This window comes from Inquilinus sp. (genome assembly GCF_057815775.1).
Map to the genome: position 1 here is coordinate 1 of NZ_JBYRFX010000802.1, position 13,381 is coordinate 13,381.

Sequence of the window (13,381 nt, forward strand, 5' to 3'; positions counted from 1 at the left end):
GACAAGGATTTGACGCGCAAAGGGCGGCTCGCTGCCGAGGACGGCTGGCTCCGGCTTCGACACCCCCTCCCCCTCCCCGCTCCCGCAAGGGGAGGATGGAATGTATAGGCCGGCTCAAGGCACACAATTCAGAACCGGCCCCGCAAACGGCGGAGGCCGCGCAAACCGGCCCCTATTTCGCCCGCAGCGGCTTCAGCGCCTCGGTCCAGCGCGACAGCTCGTCGAGCATGCCGGTGGCGGCCTTGTCCTGGCCTTCGGGGGCGGTGAACTTGCCGTCGGCGACGGCGTTCCAGGCGAAGGGGATCGCCACCGCTTCCGGGATCGGCATGATCTTCAGCGTGGTCAGGGTCAGCTTCTCCACCTGCACCGCGCGCAGCCCCGCCGACGCGCCGCCATAGCTGACGAAGCCGGCCGGCTTGTAGTTCCACTCCAGGTACAGGTAGTTCAGCGCGTTGAGCAGCGCCGGCGGCGGGCCGTAATTGTATTCCGGCGTGACGAAGACGAACGCGTCGGCGGCGCTGACGCTGGCGGCCCAGCGCTTGGTCGGCTCGTTCACATAGCGCTGCAGCCGCGGATGCTCCGGCTCGTCGAACACCGGCAGGTCGAAATCCCGGAGATCCACCACCGAGGCATCGAACTTGCCATGCGCCGCGGCGATGTCGTGGAACCACGCGGCGATGGCCGGCCCGATCCGGTTCGGCCGGGTGCTGCAGATGATGGTGTGAAGCTTGGACGCCAAGGCACTCTCCATTTTGCGCGGGTCGCGCGGCTGAAATCGCCGCGAGTCTATGCGGCGGCCGGCCCGCAGATGCAAGCCGGCCCGGCGGTATCAGGTGCCGTCCGGACGCCACGCGATCAGGGCCGCGGAGTTGACGACCTCGGCCACCAGTCCGTCGACCACGAAGTCCGACATCAGCACCTCGATCTCGGCGATCAGGGCATCGGCGCTGTCGCCGATCCGGCCCGGCGCGGTGCTGGACATCGACAGCGCCCGGTGGACCAGCGTGTCGGCCGGGATCTGCCGGCGTTCGATCACCGCGACCTCCTCCAGCCGGCTGAACGGCGAGTCCAGCAGCACCGCCATGTGGTTCGGCCAGTCCGGCGACTTGTCGACGCGATCGTCCCTGTCACCCTCGGCGTAGCGTCCCAGCAAATCGCGATAGGGCTTTACCCAGCTGTTATCGGGCACCTTGGGGTGGTCGTCGCGCAGCAGCACCACGGCACCGCCGGGGTCGATCATGGCGTCGAAGCGCCGCAGGGTCTCGACCCGATCCATCCAGTGGAAGGAGCGGCCCATGGCGACGAGGTGGAACCGCCCGAGCTCCGGCCCGAGATCGTAGGAGCTGCCCTGGCGGAACCGGACCGGGACACCGGCCCGTGCGGCCGTCTCGGCGGCGATCGCCAGCATCTCCGGCTCCGGGTCGACGCCCACGACCTCGCCGGCGAAGGGCGCCAGCGCCACCGCGATCTGGCCCGGCCCGCAGCCGAGATCCAGCACCCGGTGATCGTGGTTGAGGCCACAGATCCGGGCAATCCGGTGAAACAGGCCGGCGGCATAGGCCGGCCGGCCCGGCAGATAGTGGGCGGCCGCCGTCTGGAACCGGCGGGGGGTGAAGGGAATCGTGTCCAAGACCAGCGTCCTTCTGCTGCGTCGGCGTTTCCCCCTCCCCTACCCTCTAACCCCTGGGATAGCAGACTTCCATGACGGCCCGAAGACGGCGGGACGCCGCGGGCGCTTGCCCTCCCTTATTGCCCCGCCTACTGCGCCAGCTGGCGGGCCAGCCGGAAGCTGGGGGAGAAATGCGGCGACAGCAGCGCGCCCCAGGCCTTGAAGATCTTGTCCGATTCGTTCTGGCAGCGCGCCGCCCGCGCCTCCGGCAGCAGCCCCTTCTCCAGCACCCAGGAATAGGATCGCGGATCGTGGCCGAACATCATGCACAGCAGGTTGAAATAGCGCTGCTCGCTCAGCGAATGCTCGTCGGCGAAGGTCTCCATGCTCACCTTGCCTTCGCTGTCGCTGGAGGTTTGGACCCGGAACCAGACCGAGGCCAGCTGCAGCACCCGGCCGATCTTGTCGGGCCCTTCGGTGCCCCCGGCGTTGAGCAGCAACATCACCGCCGCCATCTGGTCGACCGAATCCTCCTCGCGGCCCACGGCCGGCAGGTCCAGCAGGTCGATCAGGGCGTGGCCGGTCTCGTGCAGCAGGATGAAGCGGATGTTGCTGGCGATGTAGCCGCCCAGCACGTTCTCGTCCGGCGACGTCCCCTCGGCCAGCTTGTGGGCCTGGGTCACGATGTCGGCGACCATCTCGTAGCAGAGGATGACCGCCGAATCCTTGGGCGAGTAGAAGGCGTTGACCGCGCCGCATTCGGCCCCGATGTAGTGCAGCGGCCGCGGCAGCGCGAACATGCCGTTCATCGCCTGGATCTCCGGGTTCTCGCCTAGCAGATCGGTGTCGCGGGTGAATTCGTAGGCCTCCTGCAGCCCCTGGCTGTCCGGCGGCAGGTAGTCGAAGGTGAAGTTCCCGCCCGCGACAGTCCGGCCGCTCGACGGCGCGGCCGTATTCGTCGGCGGTGCGGAGTTGGATTGCGCCTTGGGCGTGCCCTCGGTGCTGGCCTGTTGCGGCGCGCCCGGCATCGTCGCCGACAGCGTGCCCTTACGGCCGTCGCGCAACACCAGCAACGAGATGGTCTTGCCCGCCTCGGCCTCGCCGATCATCTGCACCAGGCCTTCGATCGTGGCGACCTGCCGGCCGTCGAAGGACAGGATGAGGTCGCCCTTCTGCAGCCCGGCCTCCTGCGCCGGCGTGTCCTGCTGCACCCCGGTGACCAGCGCCCCCGTGGCCGAGGGAAGGCCGAGGGACTTGGCGGTTTCCGCCGTCACCTCCTGGATCTCAACGCCGAACCGACCGCGCTTGGGACTGCCCTGCTGCGGCGGCGAGGCGCCGGCGGATTGCGCCGGAGCGGCCCCCGCCTGGGACGTGGCCCCGCCCTGGTCCTGCCCCTTGCGCGCATCCACCAGCGCCATCAGCGTCGGGTAGGTCGGATCGGCCTGGGGGGTGTCGTAGCCGAAGGGAAAGAAGCTGTTCGAGAGCAGGACCGAGATCGGCTCCATGTCCGTGCTGCGATCCGGGGTCCAGACGAAGTCGTAGCCGCGGACCTCGCTGCCGCGTTCCTCGAACCGGGCATAGAACTTGTTCTTGTTCCGGATGCCGGTGACGATGAACAGCGTCGGCTTGCGGAACTCGTAGGTGACCTGGACGCCGTCGCCGGTCGCCACGCTGTCGTAGAAGGAATCGATCTGGCCAGCCGTCGTGCCGGTGAAGCGCAGCGTCATCAGGGAGGCGGTGCCGTCGGGCGTGGCCACGATGATGCCGCCCTGGTCGGAGTCCGAACGGTCGGTGAAGAGCTTCGACGGGTAGGACATGGTGATCCGGCTGCGCGTATCCGCCAGCGCGTCCCAGCCGGTCTCGTCCCGCATGCCGAACGCGGTGCCGGCGAGCTTCAGCACCTGCTCCTCATCGAGCTGGCCAGACGCCCGCACCCCGTTCTTCTCCTGCCAGGCGGCGATCGCCGTGCGCGTCGCGTCGCCCAGGATCCCGTTGGCCCAGCCATTGTAGGCGCCCAGCCAGATCAGGCCTTCCTGGACCAGCTTCTTCTCGTCCACGTTCAAGGATCGTTCGATATCGGTCCCGGACTGGGCCCGGGCAGGCGCCACGCCCGCCACCAGGCCCACGGCCACCACGGCAACGGCCATCAGCCGCGGCAGCAAGCCACGCGTCACACTCATCCCGCCACTGCTCCCCCTTCGAGGACCCCCTTCCTCGGGATCCATTTTCCGATCCTATTACCGAACAAACTCACTGGCAATTTTGGCAAAAACCCCGCGGTCCGGTGATTTCAGTCCCCGGCCCTGCCACATTTCGGCAGACCACCGCGTCAGAGGATGCGGATCCGCAGCTCGTCGTCATAGAGGCGGTCGGCAGTGCGCAGCGCCCCGGGCTCGACGCCATAGACGGTGAAGCCGTGCCGGTCGTAGAGACGGCGGGCCGCGGTGGCTTCCGGGATCACCGCCAGCAGCACGGCGTCCAGCCCCTCCGCCCTTGCGCGGTCCAGCACCGCCAGGACCAGGGCATCGGCGGCGCCGGTGCCGCGCGCCTCCGGCCGGACATACATCCGCACCAGGGTGCCGCGGTGCAGCCGCGTGGCCATGGTCTCGCGTGCCAGCCCGGCGATGCCGAGCAGCCGGCCGTCCCGCTCCACCGCGAAGGTCGTCACCGCGACGGTGCGGTCGGCGAAGTCCTCCAGCGACAGCCCGGCCTCGCTCTCATGGGAGGAGCCGAAGGCCTCGGGGTGCCGCTGCAGCCCCTCCAGCCGGATCTCGCGATAGGCCGCCGCATCGGCGCGGCCGAGCCGGCGGATGGTAACGCCGGGCGGCAACCGGGCATCGGACATCAAGCATTCTCCCCCCTGCGAGACCCTGTTCGCGCTCCCATTCACCGTCATTGCGAGGAGGCAAAGCCGACGAAGCAATCCATGCAGCCGCTCATGGTGGCCCTGGATTGCTTCGCTGCGCTCGCAATGACGGTGTTGGAAACACCCGTAAGGATCTCCCTGCAAAGACAACCCGTCTTAGCAGGGTTCGCCGAACTCAGGGCAGCCGGATGTCGAACGCCGTCATGCTCAGGAAATGGTCTGCGGCAGTGCGGTAAAGCCGGCCGCCTTTTCCATGACATGGGCGACGCGCAGCACCGTTTCCTCGTCGAACGGCCGGCCGAGCAGCTGGAGGCCGAGCGGCAGCCCGTCATCGCCGAGGCCCGCCGGCACCGACAGGCCGGGCAGCCCGGCCATCGAGGCCGGCACGGTGAAGACGTCGTTGAGGTACATGGCGATCGGGTCGTCCTGCTTCTCGCCGATGGCGAAGGCGGTGGACGGCGCGGTCGGTGTCAGGATGGCGTCGCAGCGCTGATACGCCTCGGTGAAGTCGCGGGCGATCAGCGTGCGCAGCTTCTGCGCCTTGGTGTAATAGGCGTCATAATAACCGGCCGACAGCACATAGGTGCCGATCATCACCCGGCGCTTCACCTCGCGGCCAAAGCCGGCGGCGCGGGTGTTCTCGTACAGCTCGTTCAGGGACCCGCCGGTCTCGCGCAGGCCGTAGCGCACGCCGTCATAGCGCGCCAGGTTCGACGAGGCCTCGGCCGGGGCGACGATGAAGTAGGTCGCCAGCGCGTATTTGGTGTGCGGCAGCGAGACCTCGACGATCTCGGCCCCCGCGTCGCGCAGCCAGTCGGCGCCCTGTTTCCACACCCGCTCGATCTCCGCCGGCATGCCGTCGACCCGGTATTCCTTGGGAATGCCGATCTTCAGGCCGCGGATGTCGCCGGTCAGCGCCGCCTCGAAATCCGGCACCGCCAGGTCGACGCTGGTCGAATCCTTCGGGTCGAAGCCGGCCATCGAGCGCAGCATGATCGCCGCGTCCTGCACCGTGCGCGCCATCGGCCCGGCCTGGTCGAGCGAGGAGGCGAAGGCGACCACGCCCCAGCGCGAGCAGCGCCCATAGGTCGGCTTGATGCCGACGATGCCGGTGAAGGCGGCGGGCTGGCGGATCGACCCGCCGGTGTCGGTGCCGGTGGCGGCCAGCGCCATGCGCGCCGCGACCGAGGCGGCCGAACCGCCGGAGGACCCGCCCGGCACCAGCTTGGCGTTGCTGCCGTCCTGGCGCTGCCAAGGATTCTCGACATTGCCATAGGCCGAGGTGATGTTGGCCGAGCCCATGGCGAACTCGTCCATGTTCAGCTTGCCCAGCATCACCGCGCCGTCGCGCCACAGCTGGCTGGTGACGGTCGATTCATAGGGCGGCACGAAGTTGCCCAGGATCTTGCTGCCGGCCGTGGTGCGCACGCCGTCGGTGCAGAACAGGTCCTTGATGCCGATCGGCAGGCCTTCCAGCGGGCCGCCTTCGCCGCGGGCGAGCTTGGCGTCCGAGGCCTTGGCCATCTCGATCGCCTTCTCAGGCGTCTCGGTGATGAAGGCGTTCAGGCCGCGCAGGTCTTCCATCGCGGCGACATGCGCCGTGGTCAGCTCGACCGCGGAGATCTCGCGCTTCTGCAGCGCGTCGCGTGCGCCGGCCAGGGTCAGGTGGGTGGATTTCGACATCACTCGATCACCTTCGGCACGGTAAAGAACCCGGCCTTGGCCGAGGGCGCGTTGGCCAGCACCCGATCGGGATAGCCGCCATCGGTGACCTCGTCCGACCGCCGCCGCAGCCCCTGCTGCGCCACGCTGGTCATCGGCTCGACTCCATCGGTGTCGACCTCGCCCAGTTGCTCGACGAAGTCCAGGATCTTGGACAATTCGCCGGTCATGGAATCGAGTTCGGCCTCGTCGAGGCGGATACGGGCCAGATGCGCGATTTTCGCGACGGTGGCTCTGTCGAGCGACATGTCGTAGTCATCTCCGGGGATCGGAAGGCCGCCCTGGGCCGGCATGAGGCCGGAACCGCGGGGGACGGCCAACGGAAAGCGGCGCGGAAGGTATCACCCGATATGGCGGTCTGCAATCTTCGCGACCTCAAGGCCCTGCTGCCGCCCAATGGGCGGCTGATCGGGCTCGACCTGGGCGAGAAGACGATCGGCATGGCGGTGTCGGATCCGGGCCTGTCGCTGGCCTCGCCGATCGGCACGATCCGCCGCACCAAGTTCACCCCTGATGCGCAGGAACTGCTGCGGATCATGGACGACCGCATCGTCGCCGGGCTGGTGATCGGCCTGCCGATCAACATGGACGGCAGCGAAGGGCCGCGCTGCCAGTCGGTGCGATCCTTCGCCAAGGACCTGCTGCGGCTGCGCGACCTGCCGATCGCGTTCTGGGACGAGCGGCTGTCGACCGTGGCGGTGCAGCGCCAGATGATCGAGTTCGACGTCACCCGGAAGAAGCGGGCCAAGGCGGTCGACACCGCCGCCGCCGCCTGGATCCTGCAGGGCGCGCTGGACGCGCTGCAGTTCGGCACGCTGCCGCCGATCGGCGGCTAAGCCGCGCTGTAGTCCATGGCGCGCAGGTCGGCCAGCAGGTCCGGCCCGGTGGGGGTCCAGCCCAGCTGCTGGCGCGTCAGCGTGCCGGAGGCCGCGAGGTCGATCGTGGCGAGGGTCGCCAGCCAGCCGAAATAGTCCGGCGCCTCCTCCGGCGTGATCGACTGGACCGGCAGCTTCAGCCCCGCGCCGATCACCTCGGCGATGTCGCGCAGGGCGACACCGTCCTCGGCCACGGCGTGGTAGCGCGCGCCCGGTTGGCCCTGCTCGAGCGCCAGCCGGTACAGCCGGACGGCGTCGGAGACATGCACCGCCGGCAAGCGGTTCCGGCCCTCGCCGACATACGCCACCCGACCGTGTTGCCGCGCCAGCTGGATATGCTGCGTGATCCGGCCGAACCGGCGCGTGTCGTGCACCTGCGGCAGCCGCAGCACCATCACGCGCCCGCCCCTCGCGATGAGGGCATCGGCCGCCTCCTCGGACGCCGCGCGGGCGAATTCGGCCGCGGTGACGTGATCGTCGGTCTCCAGCGCCGGGCCGCCGGCCTTCGACCGGACGAGGCCCGTGCCGGAGGTGACGACGAGCGGCCGGTCGGAGCCGGCCAGCACCTCGCCCAGCGTCTCGATGACCTTGCGGTCGTCCTCGCTGGTCTGTTTCAGGTTGGAGAAATCGTGGTTGAAGGCCGCGTGGATGACGCCGTCGGCCGCCCTTGCGGCGATGCGCAGGCGGTCCAGGTCGTTCACGTCGCCGCGGAAGACCTCCGCCCCGGCCCGGGAGAGCGCCTCGGCGCCCGCATCCGACCGGCTGAGGCCGACCACGTGATGGCCGGCGCCGACGAGTTCCGGAACCAGAAAGGACCCGATGAAACCGGTGGCGCCTGTCAGAAACACCCGCATCCTGTACCTCGTCTGGGTCGCCATTCTCGAAACGGAACGCTCATCCGCTTTATACGGAATGAAGTTCCGTTTATCAAGCGGCCGCCGCTTCGGGATAGGCATTCAACGTGATCGCCGTCGCCGCCCGGGTTGCGGGTCACGCATCGCTTCACCTGTGGGAAGGGTTTCGATGCGGATGGGATAGGCCGTCGACGAGTGGCATACTGCCCGTATCGGGACTTTGGATACGGTGAACGGGCCAGATGGCAAAGACACCGACGCAGCCCGCAATCCGCGTGCCGGGCCGGAGCGACGACCCGGACCGGGTGTGGGGCCAGGTCTTCCCGGCGCTGGACGCCGCGATCGACAAGGGCGGCCATGTCCACGCCACCGGCATCCTGACCGGGGTCGAGGCCGGCATCGCCACGCTGCAGGCCGGGCGGGACGCCTGGGTGCTGGCCGCCGGCACCGTGGCCTATATCCCGCCGGAACAGCTGCATTCGGTGCGGATGATGCCAGGCTATCAGGGCTGGATCGTCAGCATCCCGGCGGCGTACCAGCCGCAGCTGCCCGACACGATCTGCGCGCTGCAGGCCTCGGCCCTGCTGACGGCGGCGGCCCGCCGGGTGGCCGGCTACACCGCCGCCGAGGTGCTGTCGCCGGAGCAGGCGCGGGTGGTGGCCGTGGTGGTGGATGAGCTGCGCCTGGCACAGCAGGGCCAGGTCCTACGCATCCCGATGCCGTCGCACCCCAATCTCCGCCGCGTGGCGCAGGCGGTGATCGACCAGCCGGAAGACATGGCCGGCATCGACGGCTGGGCGGCGCGCGCGGCGATGTCACGGCGCAGCTTCACCCGCCGCTTCGCCGCCGAGACCGGGTCCAGCTTCGGCGCCTGTCGGCAGGCGGTGAAGACGCATGCCGCGCTGCGCCTGCTTTCGGAGGGCCGATCGGTGACCGCGGTCGCCTTCGACCTCGGCTACCAGAATGTCAGCGCCTTCATCGACATGTTTCGCCGCACGCTGGGCGAGCTGCCGGGCGATTACCGCCGCGGTCGCGACGGGCCGGGCTGAACCGTTAAGGAGCGGGGACGGTCAGGGAGCAGGGACCGGGCAGCTCAGATCGCCCTCTTCGCAGGTCAGCAGGGCCTTGAGGTCGTCGACCCGCTTCGAGGTCAGCTCGTCCAGGCACTGTGCCTGGAGCATGGGATAGACGCTGCCATCCTGCGAGCCGGAGGTCAGGAAGTTGCACTCCGCGTCGCGATAGGCGATCCAGGCGCGCTGGGCGGCGAGCAGCGACTTGGCCGTCGCCTCGTCATCCTTCAGCCGGGCCACGATCTGCTTGTAGGTCGCGTTCAGCGCGGCGTCGGTCTTCTTGTAGGCGGCATCGGCGCATTGCGTCAGGCCGCTCTGGCTCTCGTCGGGGCAATCCTGGGCCCAGGCGGCGGGGGCGACGGCGAGCAACGCGGCGGCAAGGATGACGGATCGGACCATGAAAGACTCTCCTTTATCGCCGGCAGCATGACCGGGTTTGCCGTCGCGGAGCAGTGCAAATCCAGCCGGGGTTGCGATGCCGCGGCGTGCTCAATATTGAGGCAGTCTCTCAGTCCACCGCGATCTGGTCCGGCTCGGTCCGGGCCAGCCGGGCCAGGGTCGCCAGCGCCTCGCGCAGCACATCCGGCGGCGGCGAGGCCAGGGCCAGCCGCACCCCGGCCGGCGCGTGGCCGGGCCCGACCGCATAGGCCGGGCCGGGGGTCAGGGAGATGCCGTTGCGCGCGGCGGCGGCGGCGAACGCCTCGGCCCGCCAGCCCTCCGGCAGGTCGAGCCAGATGTGATAGGCGCGCGGGTCGCCACGCAGGTCGAAACCGGCCAGAACCTCGGCCGCGATCGCCTGGCGGTCCCGCGCATCCTGCCGCTTCTCGGCGGCCAGCGCCGCCACCGTGCCGTCGGAGATCCAACGGATCGCAGCCTCCAGCGCCAGCCCGCCGGGGCTCCACGGCCCGGAGCGGATGGCGGCGACCATGCGCTCGACCAGGCCGTGCGGTGCCACCGCGAAGCCGACGGACAGGCCCGGAGCCAAGCGCTTGGACAGGCTGTCGGCCACGATCACGTGGTCCGGCGCCAGCGCCGCCAGCGGCGCATCATCGGCCAGGAAGCTGAACACCCGGTCCTCGATCGCGACCAGGTCGAGCCGCCGCAGCGTCGCCGCCAGGTCTGCCCGCCGTGCCGGCGGCATCGAGACGCCGAGCGGGTTGTGCAGGGTCGGCTGCAGGTACACCGCACGCAGCGGCGCCGGGTGGTGTGCCGCCTCCAGCGCATCCGGCCGCAGCCCGTCGCCATCCATCGCGATCGGCACCAGGGTGATGCCGAGCCGCGCGGCGATGCCCTTGACCACGGGGTAGGTCAGCGCCTCGATCCCGACCCGGCCGCCGACCGGCGCCAGCGCCGACAGCGCCGCCGCGATCGCCTGCCGTCCATTGCCGGTGAACAGCACCTGGGCCGGCTCCGGCGCCCAGCCGGCTTCCGTCAGGAACGCCGCCGCCGCCGCCCGCGCCGCCCGGGTGCCAGCGGCGGGCACCGGCCGCAGGGCGACGGCGAGCACGTCCGGCCGCAGCAGGCCCTGCAGGCTCTGCGCCAGCGCTGCCGGCTGGCCGGGCAGGATCGGGAAGCTGGATTCGAGATTGACCGCTGCCTGCCACGGCTCCGCCAGCACCGAGGCCGGCACCGGCGTCGCCGCCCGGACGAAGGTGCCGCGCCCGACCTCGCCCGACACCAGGCCCCGCCGCGTCAACTCGGCATAGACGCGGGAGGCGGTGGAGGCGGCGATGCCGCGGTGATAGGCGAAGTCGCGCTGCGGCGGCAGCCGATCGCCGGGGCGCCATTGCCCCGAGGCGATTTCCCCAGCCACGTCGTCGGCGATTCGGCGAAAGTCTTCCAGCATGTCAAATTGCCCCGAGAGCAATACTTCGATTGCACCGACATAATGCTCGGATCAATCTCTCAATGCAATCCCGCAGTTCGGATCACCAGAAGGGGCATCACGCCCCGTCCGGCTGCGGGCCGATAGGAGACTTCAGATGTCGACGCGCGTTGCCGAGCGCCGCGTTTCCCGCGTGCCCTTGTCCCACCCCGGCCTCATCCACGGCCTGCGGCAGACCTTTTCCCGGTGGATGCAGCGCGCGCGGACCCGACGCCAGCTCGATGCGTTGAGCGACCATGAACTGCGCGATCTCGGCATCGGCCGCAGCGACGCCTTCCATGAGTCGGTCAAACCCTTCTGGAAGGGCTGACAAGGCGACCCGGCCGGCCCGATGCGGGCCGGCCGGGCACACCCCCATATCGGAATCACGACCATGAAACGCCGCTACGCCACCGCCGACGTGTTCACCGACCGCATGTTCGGGGGCAATCCCGTCGCCGTGGTGCTCGACGCGGCCGGCCTCTCGACCCGCCAGATGCAGGCGATTGCGCTGGAATTCAACTATGTCGAGACGACCTTCGTGCTGCCGCCGGGCGATCCGGCCCACACCGCCCGGGTGCGGATCTTCACGCCGGAGCGTGAGCTGCCCTTCGCCGGCCACCCCAACATCGGGACGGCCTTCATCCTGGCCCGGCAGGCTGCGGCGCTGGGCGAGGCTGTGCCGGACCGGTTCCTGTTCGAAGAGCTGGCCGGCCTCGTCCCCGTGCGCCTGCTGCAGGAGCACGACCAAGTGACGGGGGCGGAACTGACCGCGCCGGAGCCGCTTTCACGCCGCGCCACGGTGTCGGCCGGCCAGGCCGCGGCCTGCCTCGGCCTGACCGAGGATGAGGTACTGACCGCTGCCCACGCGCCCCAGGTGGTTTCGGTCGGCCTGCCCTTCCTGATCGTCGAGCTGGCCTCACGCGACGCGCTGCGCCGGGCCCGGCCGGACCGCCAGGCCTATGACCGCCTGTTTCCGCTCGACGGCGCCAGATCCGTCTACGCCTATGTCGGCGACCCCGCGGGGGCCGAAGCCAGCTGCGACCTGCAGGCCCGCATGTTCACCCCGCGCATGGTCGAGGATCCGGCGACCGGCAGCGCCACCGCCGCCGTGACCGCCCTGCGAGCCGAACTCGCCGGCGCGCCGGAGCTGCAGCTACGGGTCGGCCAGGGCGGAGACATGGGCCGCCCGAGCCTGCTGCTGGCCCGGGCCCGCCGGCAGGACGGCACCACGACCGCCTTCGTCGGCGGGCGCTGCGTCGGCGTGTTCGAGGGCAGCTTCGGGCTGGCCGGCGACGACGCGGCCGGCTGACCGGCCTCGGTTACTCCGTCTGGGTCTGCGGCGCGGGCGCGGCCGGCCTGACTAGGTCGGGCGGCAGCACCACGACCGGGGTGGCCCCCGCCTGGCCGGAGCCGGAGCCGAGCTGGACGGCCGGGACCGAGCCGGTCCAGTTCTTCGTCGCCTCCGCCCGCAGGATCTCCGAATAGGCGGCCGCGGACCCGGCGGCCTGGGCCTTGGTCGAGATCACCTCGGCCTCGGCCGCACCGACCTCGCGCTTGGCGGTCGCCTCGGCCTCGGCCCGCTTCGCCACGTCATAGGCCGCGGCATCGGCGGCCAGGCGGACGGATTGCGCCTGCGCCTCGGCCTGGGCGATGGCCACGCGCTTCTGGCCGTCGGCGGTCGCGGCCGCCGCGTCGGCCTCGCCCGTGGCGACGGCGACGGCCTGCTCGGCCTCGGTCTGCCGCACCTTCAGGATGTTGACGGCCGCCAGCTGCTGGTTGCGCGTCTGCACCGTGATCTGGATGTTCTTCTCGAAGTTCTCGTCGTACTTGATCTGCGTGATCTGGATGTCCTCGACCTTCACGCCGAACATGTCGGCGGCCTGGGCCTGGATCGCCATCAGGATCGAGTTCTCCAGGCCCTTCTTCTTGTCGGCGATCTCCAGCGCATTGACCTGGCCGAACACGTCGAGCGTGCGGCTCTGCACGAAGGGGATCACCTTCTCGCTCACCGTGCCGCCGCCCATGTCGCCGACCTGGAACAGCGCCTTGAGCGGATCGGAGAAGTGATAGGTCAGGCTCATGTCGATCGAGACGAACTGGTTGTCGATCGTCTTGACGTGGATTTCCGGGATCGGGATTTTCTCGATCGAGGTGCGGATGGTGTGAACGCTGTCCACGAAGGGTGCCTTGAAGTGCAGGCCCGGCTGCACCGGCTCATCGCTGACCAGGCGGCCGAAGCGCAGCACCGCGCCGACCTCGTTCTGGTTGACGGTGAAGTAGGACGACAGCGCCAGCCAGAGCAGGACCACCAGCGCAACGACCAGGACGACATTCGCCCGAAGTTTCGCGAGGACGGGCTTCGCCACAGTTCCAGTGTCCAAGATGCAGTCGCTCCATAGCTGGCCGTTGCCGGCAGCCTAACCGCGGCACTGGGACAAAATCATGGCGCCTGGCACCGTTTCGCTGCCGGCAGAAGACCCGACATGAAAAAGCCCCGCCTCCATCCGGAAGCGGGGCC

14 protein-coding genes are annotated in these 13,381 nt (G+C 69.7%); 4 read left to right on the top strand and 10 right to left on the bottom strand.

Annotated features, from left to right (window positions below; translation table 11 throughout):
* Window positions 1–172 precede the first annotated feature (172 nt).
* From AC3XYG_RS28585 to gatC, 6 genes are all read right to left on the bottom strand, one after another.
* The gene (locus AC3XYG_RS28585; RefSeq protein ID WP_489143271.1) at window positions 173–739 is read right to left on the bottom strand and encodes an NADPH-dependent FMN reductase; all 567 of its coding nucleotides are present in this window, start codon (window positions 737–739) and stop codon (window positions 173–175) included.
* Between the two features lie 90 nt (window positions 740–829).
* Window positions 830–1,630, bottom strand: a complete 801-nt coding sequence (locus tag AC3XYG_RS28590; protein WP_489143272.1) for a class I SAM-dependent methyltransferase — start codon at window positions 1,628–1,630, stop codon at window positions 830–832.
* A 128-nt stretch (window positions 1,631–1,758) separates the two neighbouring features.
* The gene (locus tag AC3XYG_RS28595; RefSeq protein ID WP_489143273.1) at window positions 1,759–3,789 is read right to left on the bottom strand and encodes a DUF4344 domain-containing metallopeptidase; all 2,031 of its coding nucleotides are present in this window, start codon (window positions 3,787–3,789) and stop codon (window positions 1,759–1,761) included.
* Window positions 3,790–3,938: 149 nt separating this feature from the next.
* Window positions 3,939–4,454 (bottom strand): GNAT family N-acetyltransferase, encoded by a 516-nt coding sequence (locus AC3XYG_RS28600; protein WP_489143274.1) that lies wholly within the window; start codon window positions 4,452–4,454, stop codon window positions 3,939–3,941.
* Between the two features lie 228 nt (window positions 4,455–4,682).
* A complete protein-coding gene (gatA, locus tag AC3XYG_RS28605) occupies window positions 4,683–6,158 on the bottom strand; it encodes an Asp-tRNA(Asn)/Glu-tRNA(Gln) amidotransferase subunit GatA (protein WP_489143275.1) in 1,476 nt (491 codons plus the stop codon).
* Complete coding sequence (gene gatC / locus AC3XYG_RS28610; RefSeq protein WP_489143276.1) at window positions 6,158–6,445, bottom strand: Asp-tRNA(Asn)/Glu-tRNA(Gln) amidotransferase subunit GatC; 288 nt, start codon at window positions 6,443–6,445, stop codon at window positions 6,158–6,160. Before gatC ends, gatA begins: the two co-directional genes overlap by 1 nt.
* 102 nt (window positions 6,446–6,547) lie before the next feature.
* Between gatC and ruvX the strand changes: the two genes are divergently transcribed.
* Complete coding sequence (gene ruvX / locus AC3XYG_RS28615) at window positions 6,548–7,033, top strand: Holliday junction resolvase RuvX (protein ID WP_489143277.1); 486 nt, start codon at window positions 6,548–6,550, stop codon at window positions 7,031–7,033.
* Here the strand turns inward: ruvX and AC3XYG_RS28620 are convergent.
* The gene (locus tag AC3XYG_RS28620; RefSeq protein ID WP_489143278.1) at window positions 7,030–7,926 is read right to left on the bottom strand and encodes an SDR family oxidoreductase; all 897 of its coding nucleotides are present in this window, start codon (window positions 7,924–7,926) and stop codon (window positions 7,030–7,032) included. The two genes, ruvX and AC3XYG_RS28620, sit on opposite strands and share 4 nt — an antisense overlap.
* A gap of 242 nt (window positions 7,927–8,168) precedes the next feature.
* Here AC3XYG_RS28620 and AC3XYG_RS28625 point away from each other — a divergent pair, with 242 nt between their 5' ends.
* Entirely contained in the window at window positions 8,169–8,975 is an 807-nt protein-coding gene (locus tag AC3XYG_RS28625; RefSeq protein ID WP_489143279.1) for an AraC family transcriptional regulator, read from the top strand.
* A 21-nt stretch (window positions 8,976–8,996) separates the two neighbouring features.
* Here AC3XYG_RS28625 and AC3XYG_RS28630 read toward each other — a convergent pair whose 3' ends face one another.
* Both AC3XYG_RS28630 and AC3XYG_RS28635 read right to left on the bottom strand, forming a co-directional pair.
* Window positions 8,997–9,395, bottom strand: a complete 399-nt coding sequence (locus AC3XYG_RS28630) for a lysozyme inhibitor LprI family protein (RefSeq protein WP_489143280.1) — start codon at window positions 9,393–9,395, stop codon at window positions 8,997–8,999.
* A gap of 109 nt (window positions 9,396–9,504) precedes the next feature.
* On the bottom strand, window positions 9,505–10,842 hold the full coding sequence (locus AC3XYG_RS28635; RefSeq protein WP_489143281.1) for an aminotransferase-like domain-containing protein: 1,338 nt from the start codon (window positions 10,840–10,842) through the stop codon (window positions 9,505–9,507).
* A 136-nt stretch (window positions 10,843–10,978) separates the two neighbouring features.
* Between AC3XYG_RS28635 and AC3XYG_RS28640 the strand changes: the two genes are divergently transcribed.
* Both AC3XYG_RS28640 and AC3XYG_RS28645 read left to right on the top strand, forming a co-directional pair.
* Complete coding sequence (locus AC3XYG_RS28640; RefSeq protein WP_489143282.1) at window positions 10,979–11,191, top strand: DUF1127 domain-containing protein; 213 nt, start codon at window positions 10,979–10,981, stop codon at window positions 11,189–11,191.
* A gap of 63 nt (window positions 11,192–11,254) precedes the next feature.
* Window positions 11,255–12,172, top strand: coding sequence for a PhzF family phenazine biosynthesis protein (locus AC3XYG_RS28645; RefSeq protein ID WP_489143283.1), 918 nt, complete (start codon window positions 11,255–11,257; stop codon window positions 12,170–12,172).
* Window positions 12,173–12,182: 10 nt separating this feature from the next.
* On the opposite strand, the gene AC3XYG_RS28650 is transcribed toward AC3XYG_RS28645, so the two are convergent.
* Window positions 12,183–13,229: an SPFH domain-containing protein gene (locus AC3XYG_RS28650; RefSeq protein ID WP_489143284.1), complete on the bottom strand. Its 1,047-nt coding sequence runs from the start codon at window positions 13,227–13,229 to the stop codon at window positions 12,183–12,185.
* Window positions 13,230–13,381 lie beyond the last annotated feature (152 nt).

Bases quoted from the DNA above. Each gene is read 5' to 3' on its own strand.
- AC3XYG_RS28645 (WP_489143283.1), top strand. From the start codon at position 11,255: ATGAAACGCCGCTACGCCACCGCCGACGTGTTCACCGACCGCATGTTC.
- AC3XYG_RS28600 (WP_489143274.1), bottom strand. From the start codon at position 4,454: ATGTCCGATGCCCGGTTGCCGCCCGGCGTTACCATCCGCCGGCTCGGC.
- gatA (WP_489143275.1), bottom strand. From the start codon at position 6,158: ATGTCGAAATCCACCCACCTGACCCTGGCCGGCGCACGCGACGCGCTG.
- ruvX (WP_489143277.1), top strand. From the start codon at position 6,548: ATGGCGGTCTGCAATCTTCGCGACCTCAAGGCCCTGCTGCCGCCCAAT.
- AC3XYG_RS28620 (WP_489143278.1), bottom strand. From the start codon at position 7,926: ATGCGGGTGTTTCTGACAGGCGCCACCGGTTTCATCGGGTCCTTTCTG.
- AC3XYG_RS28640 (WP_489143282.1), top strand. From the start codon at position 10,979: ATGTCGACGCGCGTTGCCGAGCGCCGCGTTTCCCGCGTGCCCTTGTCC.
- AC3XYG_RS28625 (WP_489143279.1), top strand. From the start codon at position 8,169: ATGGCAAAGACACCGACGCAGCCCGCAATCCGCGTGCCGGGCCGGAGC.
- AC3XYG_RS28635 (WP_489143281.1), bottom strand. From the start codon at position 10,842: ATGCTGGAAGACTTTCGCCGAATCGCCGACGACGTGGCTGGGGAAATC.
- AC3XYG_RS28595 (WP_489143273.1), bottom strand. From the start codon at position 3,789: ATGAGTGTGACGCGTGGCTTGCTGCCGCGGCTGATGGCCGTTGCCGTG.
- gatC (WP_489143276.1), bottom strand. From the start codon at position 6,445: ATGTCGCTCGACAGAGCCACCGTCGCGAAAATCGCGCATCTGGCCCGT.
- AC3XYG_RS28630 (WP_489143280.1), bottom strand. From the start codon at position 9,395: ATGGTCCGATCCGTCATCCTTGCCGCCGCGTTGCTCGCCGTCGCCCCC.